We start from the raw sequence: 18,473 nt of genomic DNA on the forward strand, positions 1-18,473 counted from the left end.
TTCTGTTGAAGACAGGGGGAACTACATGAACTTCAAGCTCGCTCTCGCGGCCGCCGCCGTCGTCGGTCTCGCCGGCACCGCCCAGGCTGCCGATCTCGCCAAGAAGGCTCCGGCCGCTGCGGACTACGTCAAGGTCTGCGACGCCTACGGCGCCGGCTTCTTCTACATCCCGGGCTCGGACACCTGCCTCAAGATCGGTGGCTACGTCCGCGTCGAACTCCGCACCGGTGACCACGACACCAACGGCGCGGCCCCGGGCGTCGGCCTCGGCTATGACCGCGGTGAGAACTACCTCAACAGCCGCGTTCGCACCCAGCTGACCTTCGACGCTCGCACCAACACCGAGATGGGTCTCCTGCGCTCGTTCATCGAGCTCTGGATCCAGAACCAGTCGGGCCAGACCGGCACCGTTTCGGTCAACATGCGTAACGCCTTCGTCCAGTTCGCTGGCCTGACCGCTGGTCGCGCCTCCTCGAACTTCGACTTCATCCAGGGCGGCTACAACATCGGCAACATCGAGCAGGACGGCTCGGATCGCCGCGTCAACCTGTTGGCCTACACCTTCTCCTTCGGTAACGGGATCTCCGCTACCCTCGGCATCGAAGATCCGACCACTGCGGATGCGGCTCTGCCGTGGGGTTGGGTGCCGGCCCGTAACGCGGCTGGTGCCATTGTCGGCATCGCTTACGATGGTAGCACCAACGTTCGCATGCCCGACTTCGTCGGCAACATCGCGATCGCCCAGTCCTGGGGCCGTGCTCAGTTGAGCGCTGCCATCCATGCCAACCGCAACGATGTCTTCTACGTCACTGCCCAGGAGAAGACGGGCTACGTGATCGGCGCTGGCGTCGAAGTCAACCTGCCGATGCTCGGTGCTGGCGACAAGATGTTCGTCCAGGGTGCCTACACCAAGGGTGCGGTCGACTACCTGCTGAACAGCACCAACACCGGTTTCGGCGTTCTTGCGCGTAACTGGGACTCGGCCACGGAGACCAACTCCAAGGCTTGGTTCGTCGCCGGTGGCCTGAACCACAACTTCTCGAAGGCCGTCGAAGCCAACCTCGGCGTGTCCTACTTCGACTACGAGGATGCGACCATCGCGGCCAACGACTACACCTCGTGGGTCATCGGCGGCGACGTCCGTTGGAAGCCGGTTGCGGGTCTCACCCTCGCTGCGGCCCTCGACTATCGCACCATCGACTACAATGCCCGTGGCGTGTCGAACGGCGACCAGTGGATGGGCACCCTGCGCGTTCAGCGCAACTTCTGATCTCGTCTGAGATCGGTAGGATTGGAACCCGGCGGGCAACCGCCGGGTTTCTTCTTTTTCGTCTCGTCCGCGAGACGTCGCCGTCGTCCTCGCGCCCGCGGGGCGGATCCCTTCGATTCCGCCGGCCGAACGGTCGGAGCTGTTCGGCGCTGCCGCGCGATGACGCCGCCGAATCGCGTCGCGCCGGCCCCTCCATCCGGGTTGATCCCTCTCCGCTCCCCGTTTCATGCTCCGACGCGGGGATTTTCCCGAGACATCGCGTCTCGGGGGTACTCCGAGCGCCGATCCTCGGTTGCCGCGGACGTCTCCTTTGTTAAGCTTCCCTCGGGTGAAGTTCACGCCGTCGCCGCCGGACGCCGTTCGGTCGGTCCGCGATGCGTGCGGTGTCGAGGGAGGGTTCGATGGGGCGCTTGTTGGATTGGGTCGTACCGACGGGAGGTGCGGCCGTGCTCCTCACCGTCGCCGGATGGCTGGTGAGTTTCGGACCGATCGCCGACGACGTTTCGGGACGAGCGGCCGAGCGGCTGAAGGCCGAGGGCCACGGCTGGGCCAAGATCGCCATCGACGGCCGCGACGTGACGCTGAGCGGCGTCGCCCCCGACGAGGCGGCCCTGCGGCTGGCGATGTCGTCCGCCGATCGCGTCTTCGGCGTCCGTGTCGTCGACTCGAAGGCGACGGTCGTGCCGCTCGCCGATCCTTATCTCTTCTCCGCGTCGCGTGACGGCGATCGCGTCACCCTCGCTGGTTCGGTGCCTTCCGAAGAGAGCCGCGCCGCGCTCGTCTCCTGGGCGAAGAAGGCGATGCCGAGTGCCACCATCGAGGACAAGCTCGTGGTCGCTCGCGGCGCTCCGTCCAATTTCGCCGCCGCCGCCGCCTTCGCCGTCGGCCAGCTCGCCGATCTGAAGAAGGGTGCGACCGAAGTGGCGCCCGCCGGCTATTCGATCTCCGGCGATCCCAAGGACCGGGCCACTTACGGGCGGCTCGAGGAGGCGCTGAAATCCGCCCTTCCGGCGGGTCTGAAGGTCGTCTCCGACAAACTCGTCGCGCCGGTGCCCTCGCCCTATCGCTTCGGTCTGGCGACCGGCGGCGGCAAGGCCACCATCGACGGCTATCTGCCCGACGCGGCGACCAAGTCGAAGGTGATCGAGGCGTTGCGCGCCCGCTTCGCCGGCGGCGTCACCGACAAGGTCGAAGTCGTGCCCGGCGCGCCGAGCGGCTTCGGCGATGCGATCCTGAAGGTCGTGCCCGGCCTCGCCCGCCTCACCGACGGCGGTTTCGAACTCTCCGGCACGTCGGTCGCGATCAAGGGCGGTGTCCTCACCGAGGCCATCGGCCGCCAGATCCTCGACAAGCTGAAGGGCCTGCTGCCGGGCGGCTTCACCCTCTCCGCCGCCACGCCGACGGTGTTGCCGCCGCCGGTTCAGGTCGATTCGGCGACCTGCCAGTCGCTCCTCGCCAAGGTCCAGACCGGCGACAAGATCTTGTTCGAAACCGGCAAGGCCAAGCTCGACGAGCGGTCGATCGCCGTCCTCGACGCCCTCGTCGGCGGGTCGCTGGCCTGCATGAGCGCCCATATCACGGTCGAGGGTCATACGGACTCCGACGGCGATTCGACCGCCAATCAGACGCTGTCTGAAGCCCGCGCCGCCGCTGTCGTCGACTACCTCGTCGCCGCGGGGATCAAGCCGGAGCGGCTGACCGCGGTCGGATTCGGCGCCACCCGCCCGGTCGCCTCGAACGACACCGCCGAAGGCAAACAGATGAATCGCCGCATCGACTTCCAGGTCGAGTGAGCGGGGGAGGCCGTCATGATCTATCTGACAACCCAGTTGTGGCCCTACATGGTCGTCGCCTTCGCCGTCGGATGTTTCGTCGGCTGGCGCCGTTGCGCGCGTTGAGAAGGAGGACGGTGCCATGTTGATGCTGACGATCGAAACCTTCCTTCTCCTGCTCCTCGCCGGCCTGCTCGGTCTGGCGGTCGGCCATCTTCTCGCCTGCGGCCGCGCCGGCGGCGGCGTCGATTGGAGCGACGACAAGCCGTGGCTGCGCGACGGCCGTGCCGTGCCGGCCGCTCCGGCTCTCCCTGCCGCACCGACACTGCTCGATGCCGGCGAACGCGCCCGCCTCGCCACGTCGCTCGCCGAAGCGAGGGCGGGCGGTGACGCGACCGATGCCCCGGCCGCCGCGCCGTCGGACGATGCCGCCGCGAAAGCCGCAGCGGAAAAGGACGCGGCCGCGAAGGCCGCTGCTTCGACCGGCGCCGCGTCGGCTGCGGCCGCGGTACCGAGCGCGGCTTCTCCCGCTTTCGATCTGCCCGCCGAGGTCGCCGCCGCTGCGATCACGCCGACGGTGGCGCCCGAGGATGCCGAGCGCGCCGCGGCCGCCGACGCCGTCGGCACCCGGCCCATGGCGATCGCCGCGCCGCTCGCCGGCAAGGCCGACAAACTGACGCTGATCAAGGGCGTCGGTCCGCAGAACGAGAAGAAACTGCACGGCCTCGGCGTCTACCACTTCGCCCAGATCGCCGCCTGGACGCCGGAGAACGCCACCTGGGCGGGCTCGTTCATGGCCTTCCCGGGCCGCATCGAACGCGAGGACTGGATCGGTCAGGCGAAACTGCTGGCGACCGGGGCGCCGTCGCCGAGTTCCTCTGCGGACGACGAGGCGGCGAAGGCCGACGCCGAAGCCGCAGCGGCGAAGGCGGAAGCCGAGAAGGCCGCCGCGGAGAAAGCTGCCGCCGAAGCTGCGGCGGCGAAGGCGGAAGCCGAGAAGGTCGCCGCCGAGAAAGCCGCGGCGGAAGCGGCGTCTGCGCCGGAGGCCACGTCCGCCTACGCTCTGCCGGCCGAGATGGCCGCGGCGGCGGTCACTCCGACGGTGGCGCCCGAGGATGCCGAGCGCGCCGCCGCCGCCGATGCGGTCGGCACCCGGCCGTTGGCGCTCGCCGCGCCGATCGGCGGCAAAGCCGACGATCTGAAGCGCATCCGCGGCATCGGTCCCGCCAACGAGAAGAAGCTCGCCGGTCTCGGCGTCTATCACTTCTCGCAGATCGCCGCCTGGACTGAGGAGAACGCCAAATGGGCGGGTTCCTTCATGGCTTTCCCGGGCCGCATCGAGCGCGAGGAATGGATCGCTCAGGCCAAGATCCTGGCGACCGGGGCGGAGACCGCCTTCTCCAAGCGGGTCGACGCCGGCGAGGTGCCGTCCAGCCAGTGATCTCAGGCGGTGATCGAGGCGTCGACGGACCCGCGATGAAGATCGGAAGAGGGGCGGCGGCGCAATCCGCCGCCCTTTCGCGTTCTCGACGGGCGATCCGGCCTCGCGGTGTCGGACCACCGCGAGCGGCGCCATCCCTCCGGGACGGTCTCCGGGCGGTTTCGCCCGCCCCCCGTCGGCATGACCTCACGCCCCGGTGCGATCGAGGAAGTCGACGATCGCATCGAGGGTCGCGGCGTCTTCGAGCAGCGGTGCGTGACCCTGATCGGCCACCTCGACCAGCTCGAGCCCGGGGTGCCGCTCCGCCATCTTCGCCACCGTCTCCACCGACAGGAGGTCGGAGAGCGCGCCGCGCAACACCATGACCGGCGCATCCGCCAACGTGTCGAAGGCCGGCCAGAGATCGGGCATCGGCGTCTCCGGCGTGATCGCCTCCAGCGTCTCGGCGAGGCGCGGATCGTAGTCGAGCGCCGGTCGTCCGCCGACGTCCCGGTGGAGGCGTCGGGCGAAGCGCTGCCAGCCGGCGTCGTCGAGCGCGGGGAACTCGCCCCGGTTGGCGAGCTTCATCGCCGCCACGACGTCGTTCCAGGAGAAGCTGTCCGGGATGGGCCGGCCGACGTAACCCTTGATCCGCATCAGGCCGGCGAGATCGACCTCGGCGCCGATGTCGTTGATGATCGCCGCTTCGACCAAGCCCGGGGCCACGGCGCCGGCGATCATCGTGACGATGCCGCCCCGCGACGTACCGAAGGCGGTGATCTTGTCTATGCCGAGGAGGGAGAGACCGAGGCGCGTGTCGGCGAGTTCCTGGACGACGTTGTAGTGCGTCGGATCGCCGTCGTACTGCGAGGCGCCGCGGCCGCGGAACTCGAAGGTCACCACCCGCCGTGGCGGGCTCGCGGCCCATCCGCCGACGAGCCGCGCCGCCACCGGTTCGAAATCGCGCGAATTGCGGGTGAGCCCCGGCAGGCAGACGACCGGCCGGCGATCCGTCGGCCCGAGTGCCGCGTAGTCGCGACCGGCGAGCACCAGCCCGTCGGCCGAGAAGAAGCGGAACGGACGAAAGACCGTTCCGAGCACGTCGATCGTTTCGGGTCCGAAGGCGACGCCGTGCGGCGGGGCGAGGGGAAAGGGCGCGTCCAAGGGGCAACTCCGTCGGCGAGGGCGATGCCGAGCCTCGTCGTTCCACCGTCACCGCGCAAGCCTCCGAAGGACGAAGCCACGAAAAAGGGGCGTCCGGGCGCCCCTTCGCGTCGATCGGATCTTCGAGGTCTAACGAACCCACGACGTTTCGACCCGTTCGAAACGTCGTGAGCCCAGTATCAGTTGCCGCCGAAGATCAGCGAACCGATGCCGCTCGGCCGCGGGGTCGGTACCGACCCGGTCGTCGTCGCCGAGCGCGCGCCGATGCCGCGTTTCAGGTCCTCGGCGATCTCGAGCTTTCGGCCTTCGAGGCGGAAGCGATAGACCTGCAGGTTCTCGAAGACGCGCTGCACGTAATTGCGCGTCTCGGAGAAGGGGATGCGCTCCATCCAGTCGACGATGTCGACCTGACCGGTGCGCGGATCGCCATAGGCCTGCACCCAATCGCGGATGCGTCCGGGACCGGCGTTGTAGCCGGCGATCGCCATGACGTAGTTGCCGTCGTAATTGTCCACGAGCCGCGCCACATAGGCCGAACCGAGGCGGATGTTGTAGGCCGGATCGTTGCGCCAGGCGTTGCGGTCGTAGGCGATCTTGAGGTATTTCGCCGCGTCGCGACCGGTGTCCGGCATCACCTGGAAGATGCCCGTGGCGCCGGCCGAGGAGACGACCGACTGGTTGAACTCGCTCTCCTGGCGCATGATGGCGAAGGCGAGCGCCGTCTCGAGGCCCGAGGTGTCGACCTTCGGCGACACGCCGATCGGCCAAGCCATCGCCTGCATGTCCATGCCGCGCTGAGCGCCCGCTTTGCCGGCGGTGACGGCGAGATGGGTCCAGCCCTGCTTCTCCGCCATCTCGATCACAGCGGCGATCTGCCCGGCGGTCGGCAGCGTTTCGGCCATGTGCCTGTAGAAGATCGAGGCGAGATCCCGGCGGCCGAGCTTGCCGATCCGTTGCGCCGCCTCGAAACGATCGTCGCGTTCCATCGCCGCGCGGTCGGAGGCCGTCGGCGAGACGTTGCGCGAGATGCCGAGATCGCGCATGCCGAGTTTGGCGCGGGCCATCTGGCCGTAGAAGGTGAAGCCGTACTGCGCCGCCTTCTGATAATAGCCGTCGGCCGATCCGCCGCCGCCGGCCTCGGCCGCGCGTCCCATCCAATAATAGGCACGGGCGCGGCTGACCGGCTTGGAGCTGTCCTCGGCCACCGCGGCGAAGTGCTTCAGCGCCGTCGAGGCGTTGCCGAGGAAGCGCAGCGAATACCAGCCGGCGTGGAAGTCGGCCTCCGCCTGATTGGCCGAGGACGACCCGGTGTGTCCGGCGACCACCCGATAGGCGGTCTTGGCGTCGCCCATGTCGAGGAGCTTGCGGCTGACGATCCGCTTCTCCTCCCACCACTCGTCGGGTCGGCCCATCGCCCGCGGATCCTTCGGCGCGCGGATCAGCAGGTCCGCCGCCTCCTTCCAGCGGTCGGCGCGCCGCGCATACTGGGCGCGCGCGAACTGATAGATCGGATCGTCCTTGAGCGATCCCGGCACCGCGTCGAGGAGCGAGCCGGCGTTGCCCTGCTTCTTCTCCACCGCCTGCGCCGCCTTGGCGAGAGTCTGATAGCCGCTGCCGAGCTTGCCGGCGGCGCGTTGCGCCTCGCTCGAATGGCCCTTCATCACCAGGAGATCGAAACGCGCCTTGTAGTCGGCCGGGCCGAGCAGCGCGCCGAACTCGCCCTCGAGGATGCTCGCCTCGTCGGATCCGAGCTTGTCGTCGCGATAGGCGTAGCGCACCCACTGCTTGGCGTCGTCCTTGCGGCCCTTCTGGACCAGGGCACGGGCGAGCATGATGCGGCCGCGGTTGGAATAGGGGCGCGACCCCTGGAAAGCGCCGATGACGTCGTCGGCCGACGGATTCTCCTTCTCCAGCGCCTGTTCGGCGCGGCGGCGGAAGAATTCCGGATCCGGCCACGTCGGATTGGCGATGGCGAAACGGGTGATCGCCGCCGACGGCAGACCCGAGCCGAGGCGGATCAGATACCAGTCGACGATCTTCTGATCGATGCGATCGAGGTTGTCGCGCATGGCGTTGACACCGGCCACGTCGCCGCGCGACGCGATCTCGATGGCGCGGGCGAGATCGCCGGCCGCGGCCGGAATCGTCGAGACGAGGACCGTCACCACGGTCGCCACCGGCGCCAGGGTGCGGAACAGTCGTCGGGTCGTCGCGAGCATCACCGTCTCCTCGAAGCGCTCCGGCTTTCTCGCCATTCCCCGATCGACGCGTCGATCGGAAACGGCGACGGCCTCCGCGCGCTCGGGCTGCGGGAGGTGGGCCGGGTCGATCCTCGACCCTAGGTCCCCCATGATGAACAATTCCTTACGATCCGGCGTTCGGCCGGATCGGCAGCCACGCACCGCTTGCCGTCGCGCGGACGTGGGACTATTGTCGCCGCCCGCTCGTGCGCACGGTCTTCATCGTGACCGCGACGGGAATATGCGCCGTTTCACACGGTTTTTCCAGGCTCCGAAGGGGTTCCACGATGTTCAAGGGCTCGATCACCGCACTCGTCACGCCGTTCTCGAACGGGCGCGTCGACGAGAAAGCCCTGCAGGACTTCGTCGCCTGGCAGATCGCGGAAGGCTCGAACGGCGTCGTGCCCTGCGGCACCACCGGCGAGAGCCCGACCCTGTCGCACGCCGAGCACAAGCGCGTGGTGGAATTGACGATCGAAGTCGCCAAGGGCAAGGTCCCGGTCATCGCCGGCGCCGGCTCCAACAACACGGCCGAAGCGATCGATCTCGCCACCCACGCCGAGAAGGCCGGGGCCGATGCGGTCCTGGTCGTCGCGCCCTATTACAACAAGCCCTCGCAGGAGGGGCTCTATCGCCACTTCATGGCGATCGACGGGGCGATCGGCATCCCGATCATCATCTACAACATCCCGCCGCGTTCGGTGGTCGACATCTCGGTGGAGACCATGGACCGGATGTTCCGTGACGGCCGCAACATCAAGGGCGTGAAGGATGCGACCGGCAATCTCGCCCGTCCGGCGCTGCAGCGCATGAAGTCGGGTCCGGAGTTCCTCCAGCTCTCCGGCGAAGACGGCACCGCTCTCGGCTTCAACGCCCAGGGCGGGGTGGGGTGCATCTCGGTCACCGCCAACGTCGCGCCGCGTCTGTGCGCGGAGTTCCAGGCGGCGATGGCGGCGGGCGACTACGCCAAGGCGCTCGAGTACCAGGATCGCCTGATGCCGCTGCATCGCGCGCTCTTCCTCGAGCCCAACCCGGCCGGCCCGAAGTACATCGCGTCGCGTCTGAACAAGATGGCGAACGAGCTGCGCCTGCCGCTGGTCGAGGCCTCCGAGGGCGTCCGCGCCGAACTCGAAGCGGCGGCCAAGCACGCCGGCATTCTCTGAGAGGTGAGATCCGATGTCCGCCGGAAAAGGCGGCGGGCATCGGCTCGCCGCCGAGAACCGTAAAGCGCGCTTCTCCTACCACATCATCGACACCTGGGAGGCCGGCATCGTCCTGACCGGCACCGAGATCAAGTCGTTGCGTGGTGGTCGCGCCAACATCACCGACGCCTATGCCGCGCCCTACGGCACGGATCTGGTGCTCTACAACGCCTATATTCCCGAATACCTCCAGGCCAATCGCTTCAATCACGAGACCCGCCGCCCGCGTCGCCTGCTCCTGCACCGCAAGGAGATCAATAAGCTGATGGGCGCGGTCGAGCGCGAGGGTCTGACCATCGTGCCGCTCGACATCCACTTCAACGACAAGGGCCGCGCCAAGGTCCAACTCGCCCTCGCCAAGGGCAAGAACGTCGCCGACAAGCGCGAAACCGAGAAAGAGCGCGAGTGGAACCGCGAGAAGTCGCGGCTGATGAAGTATCGGGAGTGATACCATCGGTCATTGGAAATGACCGATGGTATTCTTGACGCGAATTTCTCATGCCTCTGACGCAAATGAGAAATTCGCGTGTGTTCGAAGGCCGGGTGCGTCAGCACCTTCGGCCTTTGGTATGAGCGGGACGTTCATCGCGGAGGGAACAGGACGGTAGGGTGCAGAGAGCCGAAGGCGAATTGCACCGTTCGCCCTCGTCGACCTCCGTGAGATCCTCGGACGCAGCCGGTGCAGTTCGCTCCGCTCTCTGCACACTGCGAACCGGGATCGACCACCGGCGTCGTCACCTCAGTTCAGCGCCGAGACGAAGGTGGTGAGGATCCAGCCCGCCGGACGCTTCTCGAAACACAGGCCCCAGGGCATCGGGTCGCCGACCTTGTCCGCCGCAACCCAGCCGATCGCGCCGTCGGGCAGGACGATGCCGGAAAAGCCGTTCTCCTCGTCGACCTGGAACGAGCGATAGAGAACGCCCGGCGTCACCGTCGCAACGACCTTCGCCGCGCCGTCGGCCGCCGCCCGCGCCGCCACCTTCGCGGTGACGAAGACGCCGCGTTCGCCGTCGAGACCGGCCTTCTTCGCCGCCTCGGCGTCCCAGCGCGCGCCGCGCGAGGTGCACCAGGCCCGCGGCACCAGCGGATCACGCCCCCATTTCGCCGACGCCAGCACTTCGCCGATGGTTCGCATCGCCTGATCGACCCGCATCTTCGTCTGGTCGACCGGCGTCCCGCCCGGGCCGACCATGTCGCCTTCCATGTAGTTGCCGCCGATCTCGGCGAGCGCCGCCGAGCCGTCGGTGAACGGCCCCGTCTTCTCGATCCGGCGCGCCACCCCGAGGGTGATACCCGAGGAGATGATCGTCGGCCGGTCGGCCATGAAGGCGAAGACCTCGTCGGCCGAGCCCGCTTCGGCCGCCACCGCGAGCGCTTTCGCCCGTTCGAGGACCTCGGCCGGCGGTGGTCCGCCCGCGCCGATCTCCGCCGGCAGCCGCCGATAGGGCTTCTCCTTCGCCGTCGCGGAGGTCGCGGCGACGAGCGGCAGGGCGAGGAGAACGGCGAAGCGCAGCGCGAGCGATGTCATCGAGGGATCCGAAAGGGGAGGGCGCGAACGACGCCACGACGATGCCGCGTCGGCGCGCGTCCCACAACCCTGCGAACCATGACGAATGCCGTCATCTCGTCCGTGCGCCGGTCCGACCCATCGCCTCGGCGATCCCGTCGAAGACGGCGCGGAACATCTCGCGCGTCAACCGGCCGGTGTTCGTGTTGTAACGCGAGCAATGGTAGCTGTCGTGGAGCCGCAAGCCGTTCTTCAGCCGATGCACCGCGCCGTGGGCGAAGGGATGGTCGCCGAGCTTCTCGCCGACGGTCCTGAGGAACGTCTCGTGCGCCACCCGCCCGAGTGCCAGTACGTCGCCGAGCCCGGGATGCGCCGCCAACGTCGCGGTGAGGTACGGCCGGCAGGCGTGAATCTCGGAAGGCGTCGGCTTGTTCTCCGGCGGCACGCACCGCACCGCGTTGGTGATCATCGCCCCGACGAGCTCGAGCCCGTCCTGCGGATCGGCCCGGAAGGTGCCGCGCGAGAAACCGTAGTCGGCGAGCGTCTCGTAGAGGAGGTCGCCGGCATAGTCGCCGGTGAAGGGCCGCCCGGTGCGGTTGGCGCCGCGCAGGCCCGGCGCCAGTCCGACCACCAGCAGGCGCGGCGCTTCGCCCCGGAAGCTCGGCACCGGCGCGTTGAACCATCCCGGTTCCTTCCCCCGCCATTCCTCGCGGAAGGCGACGAGGCGCGGACAGGTCGGACAGTCGCGCGTGGGATCGAGCGGCGGGCGGGAAGGGGGCATGGGGAACCTCGTCGGCGGACGGACGGTGCGGGCCGAGGGATTCGGCGTCCGGCGATCATGGCGAGCCCGCGCCGGCTCGTCGATCCCGCCGCGCCGTCCCGGTCCCGGATACCCCGGCCCCTGAAACGCCCGACGCGCGGTCTCCCCTTCGGGCGACCGCGCGTCGTGTGCTCGGATCGAACTTCGCGCGGTCTCCCCTTCGGGCGACCGCGCGTCGTGTGCTCGGATCGTGCGGCGAGGCTCACGCCTCGTCGTAGTCCTCGTCGTCGCGCTCGACCTGCCGACGCTGCGCCTCGCGCTCGGCCATGCGGGCCATGCGCTCGGCCGGGTCGCGACCGATTCGGTTCTGCAGGTTCGCCAGATCGATGAAATGATCGGCCTGACGACGCAGATCGTCGGCGATCATCGGCGGCTGGGTCTGCAGCGTCGAAATGACGGAGACCTTCTTGCCCTTGCGCTGCACCGCCTCGACCAGGCGCCGATAGTCGCCGTCGCCGGAGAACAACACCATGTGGTCGATGTGGTCGGCCATCTCCATGGCGTCGACCGCCAGTTCGATGTCCATGTTGGCCTTGATCTTCCGACGCCCGGAAGCGTCGTAGAATTCCTTCGTCGGCTTGGTGACGACCTTGTAGCCGTTGTAGTCGAGCCAGTCGATGAGGGGCCGAATCGAAGAATATTCTTGATCTTCGATCAGGGCAGTATAGTAGAACGCCCGAAGAAGGTAGCTCGTCGACTTGAATTCGGTCAATAACCGCTTGTAGTCGATGTCGAAGCCGAGTGCCTTCGAAGTGGCGTAGAGGTTCGCGCCGTCGATGAACAGCGCGATCTTTTCGCGAGGATCGAACATGTTCCTATGATCTTCCCAATCAGGAGTCTTCGGATGCCTCGATGCCTAGTCTTCTCAAATCAAGCATTCGAGGCCCGGTAGTCGCGTCAACGGCTCGATTGTTCTTGCTTCTTCGCCCGACGAGAAAAAAAACTCGTTTTCCACCGACGCGAACGTCACCCTACAGCAGTTGGCGTCCGAGTGCCAGCATTTCTCGCGCGCAGTACCGGATTCGTGAAAGCCGGAGACTGTCCCGAGGTGAGGTCCCGCCCGAACCTTTGCCTCCCACGGCGGCAGGTTGCAGACCTGCCGGCCGCGACCCGCGATGATCGCGGCGGCGACGTGGGCGACGTTGCTTTTCCGCCCGTCTCGACGTATGTCTCCGCTTTCGAAGATCTCCCGAGGAGTTGGACAGAATGGCCCGCGTCACCGTCGAAGACTGCATCGACAAGGTGGAGAACCGATTCGAGCTCGTGCTTCTGGCGAGCCATCGCGCCCGGATGATCTCGTCCGGTTCGCCGATCACCATCGATCGCGACAACGACAAGAACCCGGTCGTCGCGCTGCGTGAGATCGCCGACGAGACCATCAGCCCGGACGACCTGCAGGAAGAGTTCATCCACTCGCTGCAGAAGTTCGTCGAGGTCGACGAGCCCGAGCCGGAGACCGTTCCGATGGTGCCGGTCGCCTCGGCCTCCGACGACGGCGACGAGATGCAGTTCGACCGCATGTCGGAAGAAGAACTGCTGCGCGGCCTCGAGGGCCTCGTGCCGCCGGACAAGGAAGAAGAGGACTGAGCCGAGGGCTCGTCCCGCGCGACGAGCGACGTCGCGCCGCACCCTGTTCCGCGCCCGCTTCGGCGGGCGTCGGCATTTTGGAGGGGTGCGGAAGTCGTTCGAAGCCTTGGGTTTTCCACGCCCCATCTGCTACCATGACAGTTCCCGCGTCGTTCAGGGCCGACGAGGGTGCGTGACGGAGGACCGATCCCCGGATGATGCGGCAATACGAACTCGTGGAACTGGTTCGGCGCTACAATCCGAACGTCGACGAGGCTCTTCTCGACAAGGCCTACGTCTACGGGATGATGAAGCACGGGCCGCAGAAGCGAGCCTCCGGCGACCCCTACTTCTCCCATCCGCTCGAGGTCGCGGCGATCCTCACCGACATGCGCGTCGACGACGCCACCGTCGCCGTCGCCCTGCTGCACGACACCATCGAGGACACCGACGCCACCCGTGACGAGATCGACGCCAAGTTCGGCACCGAGATCGGCGAACTGGTGGAGAGCCTGACCAAACTCGAGAAGCTCGACTTCGTCTCCAAGAAGACCGAGCAGGCGGAGAACTTCCGCCGCCTGTTGCTCGCGGTCGCCGCCGACGTGCGGGTGCTGCTGGTCAAGCTCGCCGACCGCCTCCACAACATGCGCACCCTCCAGTTCATGCGCGAGGACAAGCGCCTGCGCATCGCCGAGGAGACGATGGAGATCTATGCGCCGCTCGCCGGGCGCATGGGTATGCAGTGGATGCGCGAGGAACTGGAGGACCTCTCCTTCCGCACGCTCCAGCCGGAGGCCTACCAGTCGATCTGCGGCCGCCTGACCGCGCTGCGCGAGGAGAACAAGAACCTCATTCCGGCGATCGAACAGGCGCTGACCGAAAAGCTGTCGTCGAACGGTATCGCCGCCACGGTGAAGGGCCGCGAGAAGAAGCCCTATTCGATCTTCACCAAGGTTCAGAGGAAGAGCCTCTCCTTCGAACAGCTCTCCGACATCTTCGGCTTTCGCATCGTCGTCGACACGATCGAGAACTGCTACCGCGCCCTCGGCATCGTCCACACCACCTGGTCGATGGTGCCGGGACGGTTCAAGGACTACATCTCGACGCCGAAGCAGAACGATTACCGCTCGATCCACACCACCGTGGTCGGCCCCGGGCGTCAGCGCGTCGAATTGCAGATCCGCACCGAGGAGATGCACCGCTTCGCCGAGTTCGGCATCGCCGCGCACGCCCTCTACAAGGACGGCGATCGCACCGTCGGCGGCCGCAACATCCAGAAGCTCTCGGAGGCCTCGGGCGCCTACGCCTGGCTGCGCGAGACCATCCAGCGCCTCAACGATCCCAACCTCGCGCCCGAGGAGTTCCTCGAGAACACCCGGCTCGAGCTGTTCCAGGATCAGGTCTTCTGCTTCACACCCAAGGGCAAGATCATCGCCCTGCCGCGCGGCGCCACCCCGATCGACTTCGCCTATGCGGTCCACACCGACGTCGGCAACACCTGCGTCGGCGCCAAGATCAACGGCCGCATCAAGCCGGTGATGACCGAACTGGCGAACGGCGACGAGGTCGAGATCATCCGCTCCAAGGCGCAGGTGCCGCCCGCCGCCTGGGAGCAGATCGCGGTGACCGGCAAGGCGCGCGCCTCCATCCGCCGCGCCACCCGCGACGCGGTGAGGAAGCAGTTCGGCGGTCTCGGCCGCCAGATCCTGGAGCGCGCCTTCGAACGCGCCGGTCGCGACTTCTCCGATCCGGCGCTCGCCGACGCCATCCATCGCCTCGGCCATTCCTCGGTCAACGAGGTGCTCGCCGCCGTCGGCCGCGGCGAGATCGCCTCCGACAGCGTGTTGAAGGCGGTCCACCCCGACCTCGAGGACAAGCGCGGCCAGCCGCCGAAGCCGACCCCGGGCGACGGCTGGTTCGAAGCCGGCGCCTCGAGTGTGATGAAGTTCCGCGTCCCCGACGGCGGCGCCGACGATCGCACCGCGATCCCGATCCGCGGCCTCTCCGGCGACCTGCCGGTGCACTTCGCTCCCGAGGGCGGGGCGGTGCCGGGCGACCGCATCGTCGGCATCCTCACCCCCGGCGAGGGCATCACCATCTACCCGATCCAGTCGCCGGCACTGAAGCAGTTCGACGACGAGCCGTCGCGCTGGCTCGACGTGCGCTGGGACATCGACCCGGCCGCGCCGTCACGCTTCCCGGCGCGCATCTCGCTGTCGTCCGTGAACGAGCCCGGCTCGCTCGCCCAGATCGCTCAGGTGATCGCCGAGAACGACGGCAACATCGACAACATCAAGATGATCCCCAAGGCCGCCGACTTCCACGAGATCCTCATCGACCTCGAAGTCTGGGACCTCAAGCACCTCACCCGCATCCTCCAGCAGCTGCGGTCCAAGCCGATCATCGCCTCGGCGACGCGGGTGAACGGGTGAGTGGCGGTTCGATCTCGCGCCCGAGCGCGAGATCGAGCGAAGTCGTCCGGTGGACGATTTCGAGCCGCGAACGCCCGCCGCCCATGGCGGCGGGCCGGAGTAGGAGGGGTCCGGTAGACATCAGTGGGAAGGGGTGCCCGGAACGTAGGTGAACTTGTTCAGAGCGCTGTGATCACGTCAGTTCGAATAGCCGAGTGCCAGTGCTTTCACTATTGCGCAAGATCACGACGTGCTCGGGTTCGGAAACGAACCATGCGAAGCTCCCCCAAGCGAGTTGTGCGACCGTCTTCTTGAAGCCTGCGGATTGGCGATCGTGATACGCGGTCAGAAATGCCACCTGCTTCCGTTCGAAGCCCGCTGCGTCCGTCAGCTTGTAGATTGCATCTTGGCGTTGCGACGTGATCGCTCCGTCTGTCGCCACGACTTCGACGAAGACAAGAAGAGGATCGGCCGGCCCCAGATCGGCAAGAATGAGATCGGGGAGATTCTTATCGACCTCGATCTTGAGCCCGACCGCAGTGGCGATCCTGTCGTCACGCATGACGACTTTATTGCCACTTTCACTGAGCCAGAGAACGGCGGGGATTTGAAGGAAGCGCTTTGCGAAAACCTCGATGACACCCCGAGAAATGACCGAACTCGGCCCGGGCGCGAGTTGTCGCGTCTCGCCATTGGGGAAAGTGACGAGCATGCCGCTGCTGCCGGACGCTGCACCCGCTCGCATGATCGTCACGCGTGCCAATGCACTCTTGCTCAGATGGACATTCTGGAAATGCCCAATCGCATCTCCTAGTGCCTCTCCGAAGAGCGCCGGGTCGAATAATTTGGCGAAGTCCGTCTTCAGCGCGTAGCGGGGTAGGCCCGAAGTCGTCGGGAGGTCTTCTCGGCGGAGGATGGCTCCTATGGCGACCAATCCGTCTCGCAACGTTTCGTCACGAATGGGCTCGCGCGTGTTGTCGGCATACCATCGTGTGCCGACAACGTGCCCATTTCGCTTCATGACCTCGGCGGCATAATTCTCCCGATCATCGTTTGCCGCCTTCATCGCCTGCTCGGCGGTCATGCGATAGACATGCACCGGCCCGAGGTACCGATCCATGCCTTCGACAGCGCCGATATAGAGTGCGACGAACACGGTGCTCGCGGCCAACTCGCGGATGCAATAGTTCCGATTGGGCGTCCCTTCAGGAAAAATCAGCGGCAAGCGTTCTGCGACGAGCTCTCTTGAAACATAGGCAGGAAATAAGCCCATTATCATTCCTCACCGTAAAGGCGAGCACATTCGGCATCGATGCGTTCACGGCTGGCTCCCTGCTGCACGAGCCGAACAAGCAATGTCAGCGCCTCGACGTCGGGGAGCGGCAGCGAACACAGTTCGAAAGCTGAGACGGCAACGCTGCCACTCATGCATCTGAACAGATCGTCGACTACGCGGCTGTTCAGCAGGGCGGCCACGACGGCTGCAGACACTTTAGGATGCCCATTGGGACGAACCATGTTGAGATGGTTCTCGACGACGACTCCCCCGTGTTCCACAACGAATGAGCCGGGCATTTCGGCTGCGATCAACCTCCGCGCCTGCTCCTTGGCGGTCGTTCGCTGAACGAGCACACAGGGTTGTTCCACGAGCAGCCAATCGTCGCCGGGCTCTAGCTTGAAATAAGGTGCGTGGTTCTTCTTTTGGGCTCTAAAGACGAACCGACCGTCTGATGTCACCGCCTCGGCCCAGATCAGAGGATGAACGCGCCGACCGCCGGCCTTCGGACGCAACTGGGTCTTGAAGCGGTTCCAGACCAACGGACCTGTCGAAACCGAGTAACCCCAATCCGCCAATCGAGCCGCCATCGTTTCGGCGCGGGCGATCAGATGCCCATGCGCCGGTTCGCGAGGGGCAAGCCAAGGTGAGTACGGTCCGGCAGGCAAGCCGACCATCCCATTGCGCGTCACACGCGCCTCTCGCTCGCTGTCGACATGCAGATAGTGGATTTGAACGCGACGCAGGTCTCCACCCACCCGGTAGACAGCAAGCATCGTCTCTTGCAGGACATCTTCGAAGACGCCGCGGCGCGCATGGACGAAATCCATCGCGATAGGAGGCGCTTCGCGGGCGAGAAGGGCGCGCAACGACGCGTAGTATTGCCCGGCCAGGAAGCTCGCAGGCGTCAAATAGGCGACTAGCCCACCAGGCTTTGCCCAGCGAAGCGCGATATCGGTGAAGACGCCATAGAGGTTGGCGTGACCATAGAGGCTACGCGCATACCGACCGCGTTGCTCGCCCGTGAGTGTTACTCGCCCATAGGGGGGGTTGCCGACGACCAGATCGAAGTTCGCTTCCGGAGCTTCGTCGAGCGTATCGCAGCATCGAACCATCCGTGGGACCGGACGACCCACGGCCGTTGCCAGATCCGCAAGCACGATTTCCAATGCAGCCTGAGCCAAACCGGCGGCATGGGGATCGAGTTCCAGGCCGAGGAGGCGTGAACCGATCTGGCTCAGCACGAAATTCGGATCGACCCCCGCCATCGCTTCGCGCATGCGCAGCGCAGAATGGATGAGGAAAGCCCCTCCTCCCGCCGCAGGATCGAGAATTCTTACGGTGTTCCAACTGAGACCGGCTTCGCCAGCTTGATCCAAGAGGCGGGAACACAGCACGGGCGGGGTATAGAATGCCCCCAGCGCGCTGCGATCTTTCGCAGTCAGCAGCACGGGGTAGAGGCTCGTCACGAAATGCAACGCCTCGATTATCGGCAGTCTGGAAGCCTCATCTCCGATGCTCTCGGCCAAGCGTTGCGCGGCGGTGTCGAGGCGACCGAAGGGCACTGCAACTGGACGGCTCAGAAGATGATTGGGCGCGATCTTCACAGAAAGACGTTCGATCGCATGGCGCGCGAAAAGCGCAGCAAGATCCGTTCTTCTCGTTTCGGGAAACGCTGCCGCCCATGCGCGCGCCAAAATGCGCGCGCGCGATAACTCGAGACGCGTCGCAGTGAGCTCAACAACCTCCTCAACCCCGCCTCGAGAGGCCGTTGCTGAAGGCGTTCCGAGCTTGGTCAAATCAACCTCCAATCATTTGTATTTAC

General features: G+C 66.4%; 14 protein-coding genes. 7 read left to right on the plus strand and 7 right to left on the minus strand.

The window, feature by feature from the left end:
• The first annotated feature begins 25 nt into the window (after positions 1–25).
• The 3 genes from V7Q42_RS12270 to V7Q42_RS12280 all read left to right on the plus strand — a co-directional run bounded on the left by V7Q42_RS12270 (position 26) and on the right by V7Q42_RS12280 (position 4,483).
• The gene (locus tag V7Q42_RS12270; RefSeq protein ID WP_333824369.1) at positions 26–1,270 is read left to right on the plus strand and encodes a porin; all 1,245 of its coding nucleotides are present in this window, start codon (positions 26–28) and stop codon (positions 1,268–1,270) included.
• Between the two features lie 401 nt (positions 1,271–1,671).
• Entirely contained in the window at positions 1,672–3,063 is a 1,392-nt protein-coding gene (locus tag V7Q42_RS12275) for an OmpA family protein (RefSeq protein WP_333824370.1), read from the plus strand.
• 121 nt (positions 3,064–3,184) lie between these two features.
• Entirely contained in the window at positions 3,185–4,483 is a 1,299-nt protein-coding gene (locus V7Q42_RS12280; protein WP_333824371.1) for a hypothetical protein, read from the plus strand.
• A 186-nt stretch (positions 4,484–4,669) separates the two neighbouring features.
• Here V7Q42_RS12280 and V7Q42_RS12285 read toward each other — a convergent pair whose 3' ends face one another.
• Complete coding sequence (locus tag V7Q42_RS12285) at positions 4,670–5,626, minus strand: alpha/beta fold hydrolase (protein WP_333824372.1); 957 nt, start codon at positions 5,624–5,626, stop codon at positions 4,670–4,672.
• A gap of 179 nt (positions 5,627–5,805) precedes the next feature.
• On the minus strand, positions 5,806–7,881 hold the full coding sequence (locus tag V7Q42_RS12290) for a lytic transglycosylase domain-containing protein (protein ID WP_333824373.1): 2,076 nt from the start codon (positions 7,879–7,881) through the stop codon (positions 5,806–5,808).
• A gap of 272 nt (positions 7,882–8,153) precedes the next feature.
• On the opposite strand from V7Q42_RS12290, the gene dapA reads away from it, so the two are divergent.
• Together dapA and smpB are read left to right on the plus strand one after the other, a co-directional pair.
• Positions 8,154–9,029 (plus strand): 4-hydroxy-tetrahydrodipicolinate synthase, encoded by an 876-nt coding sequence (gene dapA, locus V7Q42_RS12295; RefSeq protein ID WP_333824374.1) that lies wholly within the window; start codon positions 8,154–8,156, stop codon positions 9,027–9,029.
• A gap of 13 nt (positions 9,030–9,042) precedes the next feature.
• On the plus strand, positions 9,043–9,516 hold the full coding sequence (gene smpB / locus V7Q42_RS12300) for an SsrA-binding protein SmpB (RefSeq protein ID WP_333824375.1): 474 nt from the start codon (positions 9,043–9,045) through the stop codon (positions 9,514–9,516).
• Between the two features lie 291 nt (positions 9,517–9,807).
• On the opposite strand, the gene V7Q42_RS12305 is transcribed toward smpB, so the two are convergent.
• The 3 genes from V7Q42_RS12305 to V7Q42_RS12315 form a co-directional block, all read right to left on the minus strand.
• Positions 9,808–10,596, minus strand: a complete 789-nt coding sequence (locus V7Q42_RS12305) for a hypothetical protein (protein WP_333824376.1) — start codon at positions 10,594–10,596, stop codon at positions 9,808–9,810.
• Positions 10,597–10,687: 91 nt separating this feature from the next.
• On the minus strand, positions 10,688–11,356 hold the full coding sequence (locus tag V7Q42_RS12310) for a uracil-DNA glycosylase (protein ID WP_333824377.1): 669 nt from the start codon (positions 11,354–11,356) through the stop codon (positions 10,688–10,690).
• Between the two features lie 241 nt (positions 11,357–11,597).
• Complete coding sequence (locus V7Q42_RS12315) at positions 11,598–12,206, minus strand: LabA-like NYN domain-containing protein (protein ID WP_333824378.1); 609 nt, start codon at positions 12,204–12,206, stop codon at positions 11,598–11,600.
• Between the two features lie 395 nt (positions 12,207–12,601).
• On the opposite strand from V7Q42_RS12315, the gene rpoZ reads away from it, so the two are divergent.
• On the plus strand, positions 12,602–12,982 hold the full coding sequence (gene rpoZ, locus V7Q42_RS12320) for a DNA-directed RNA polymerase subunit omega (RefSeq protein WP_333824379.1): 381 nt from the start codon (positions 12,602–12,604) through the stop codon (positions 12,980–12,982).
• Between the two features lie 194 nt (positions 12,983–13,176).
• Positions 13,177–15,393, plus strand: coding sequence for a RelA/SpoT family protein (locus V7Q42_RS12325; protein ID WP_333824380.1), 2,217 nt, complete (start codon positions 13,177–13,179; stop codon positions 15,391–15,393).
• A 172-nt stretch (positions 15,394–15,565) separates the two neighbouring features.
• On the opposite strand, the gene V7Q42_RS12330 is transcribed toward V7Q42_RS12325, so the two are convergent.
• Positions 15,566–16,645, minus strand: a complete 1,080-nt coding sequence (locus V7Q42_RS12330; protein ID WP_333824381.1) for a BsuBI/PstI family type II restriction endonuclease — start codon at positions 16,643–16,645, stop codon at positions 15,566–15,568.
• A gap of 2 nt (positions 16,646–16,647) precedes the next feature.
• Positions 16,648–18,447, minus strand: a complete 1,800-nt coding sequence (locus tag V7Q42_RS12335; RefSeq protein WP_333824382.1) for an HsdM family class I SAM-dependent methyltransferase — start codon at positions 18,445–18,447, stop codon at positions 16,648–16,650.
• Positions 18,448–18,473 lie beyond the last annotated feature (26 nt).

This window comes from Pinisolibacter sp. (genome assembly GCF_036782435.1).
Lineage (GTDB): Bacteria > Pseudomonadota > Alphaproteobacteria > Rhizobiales > Ancalomicrobiaceae > CALBKH01.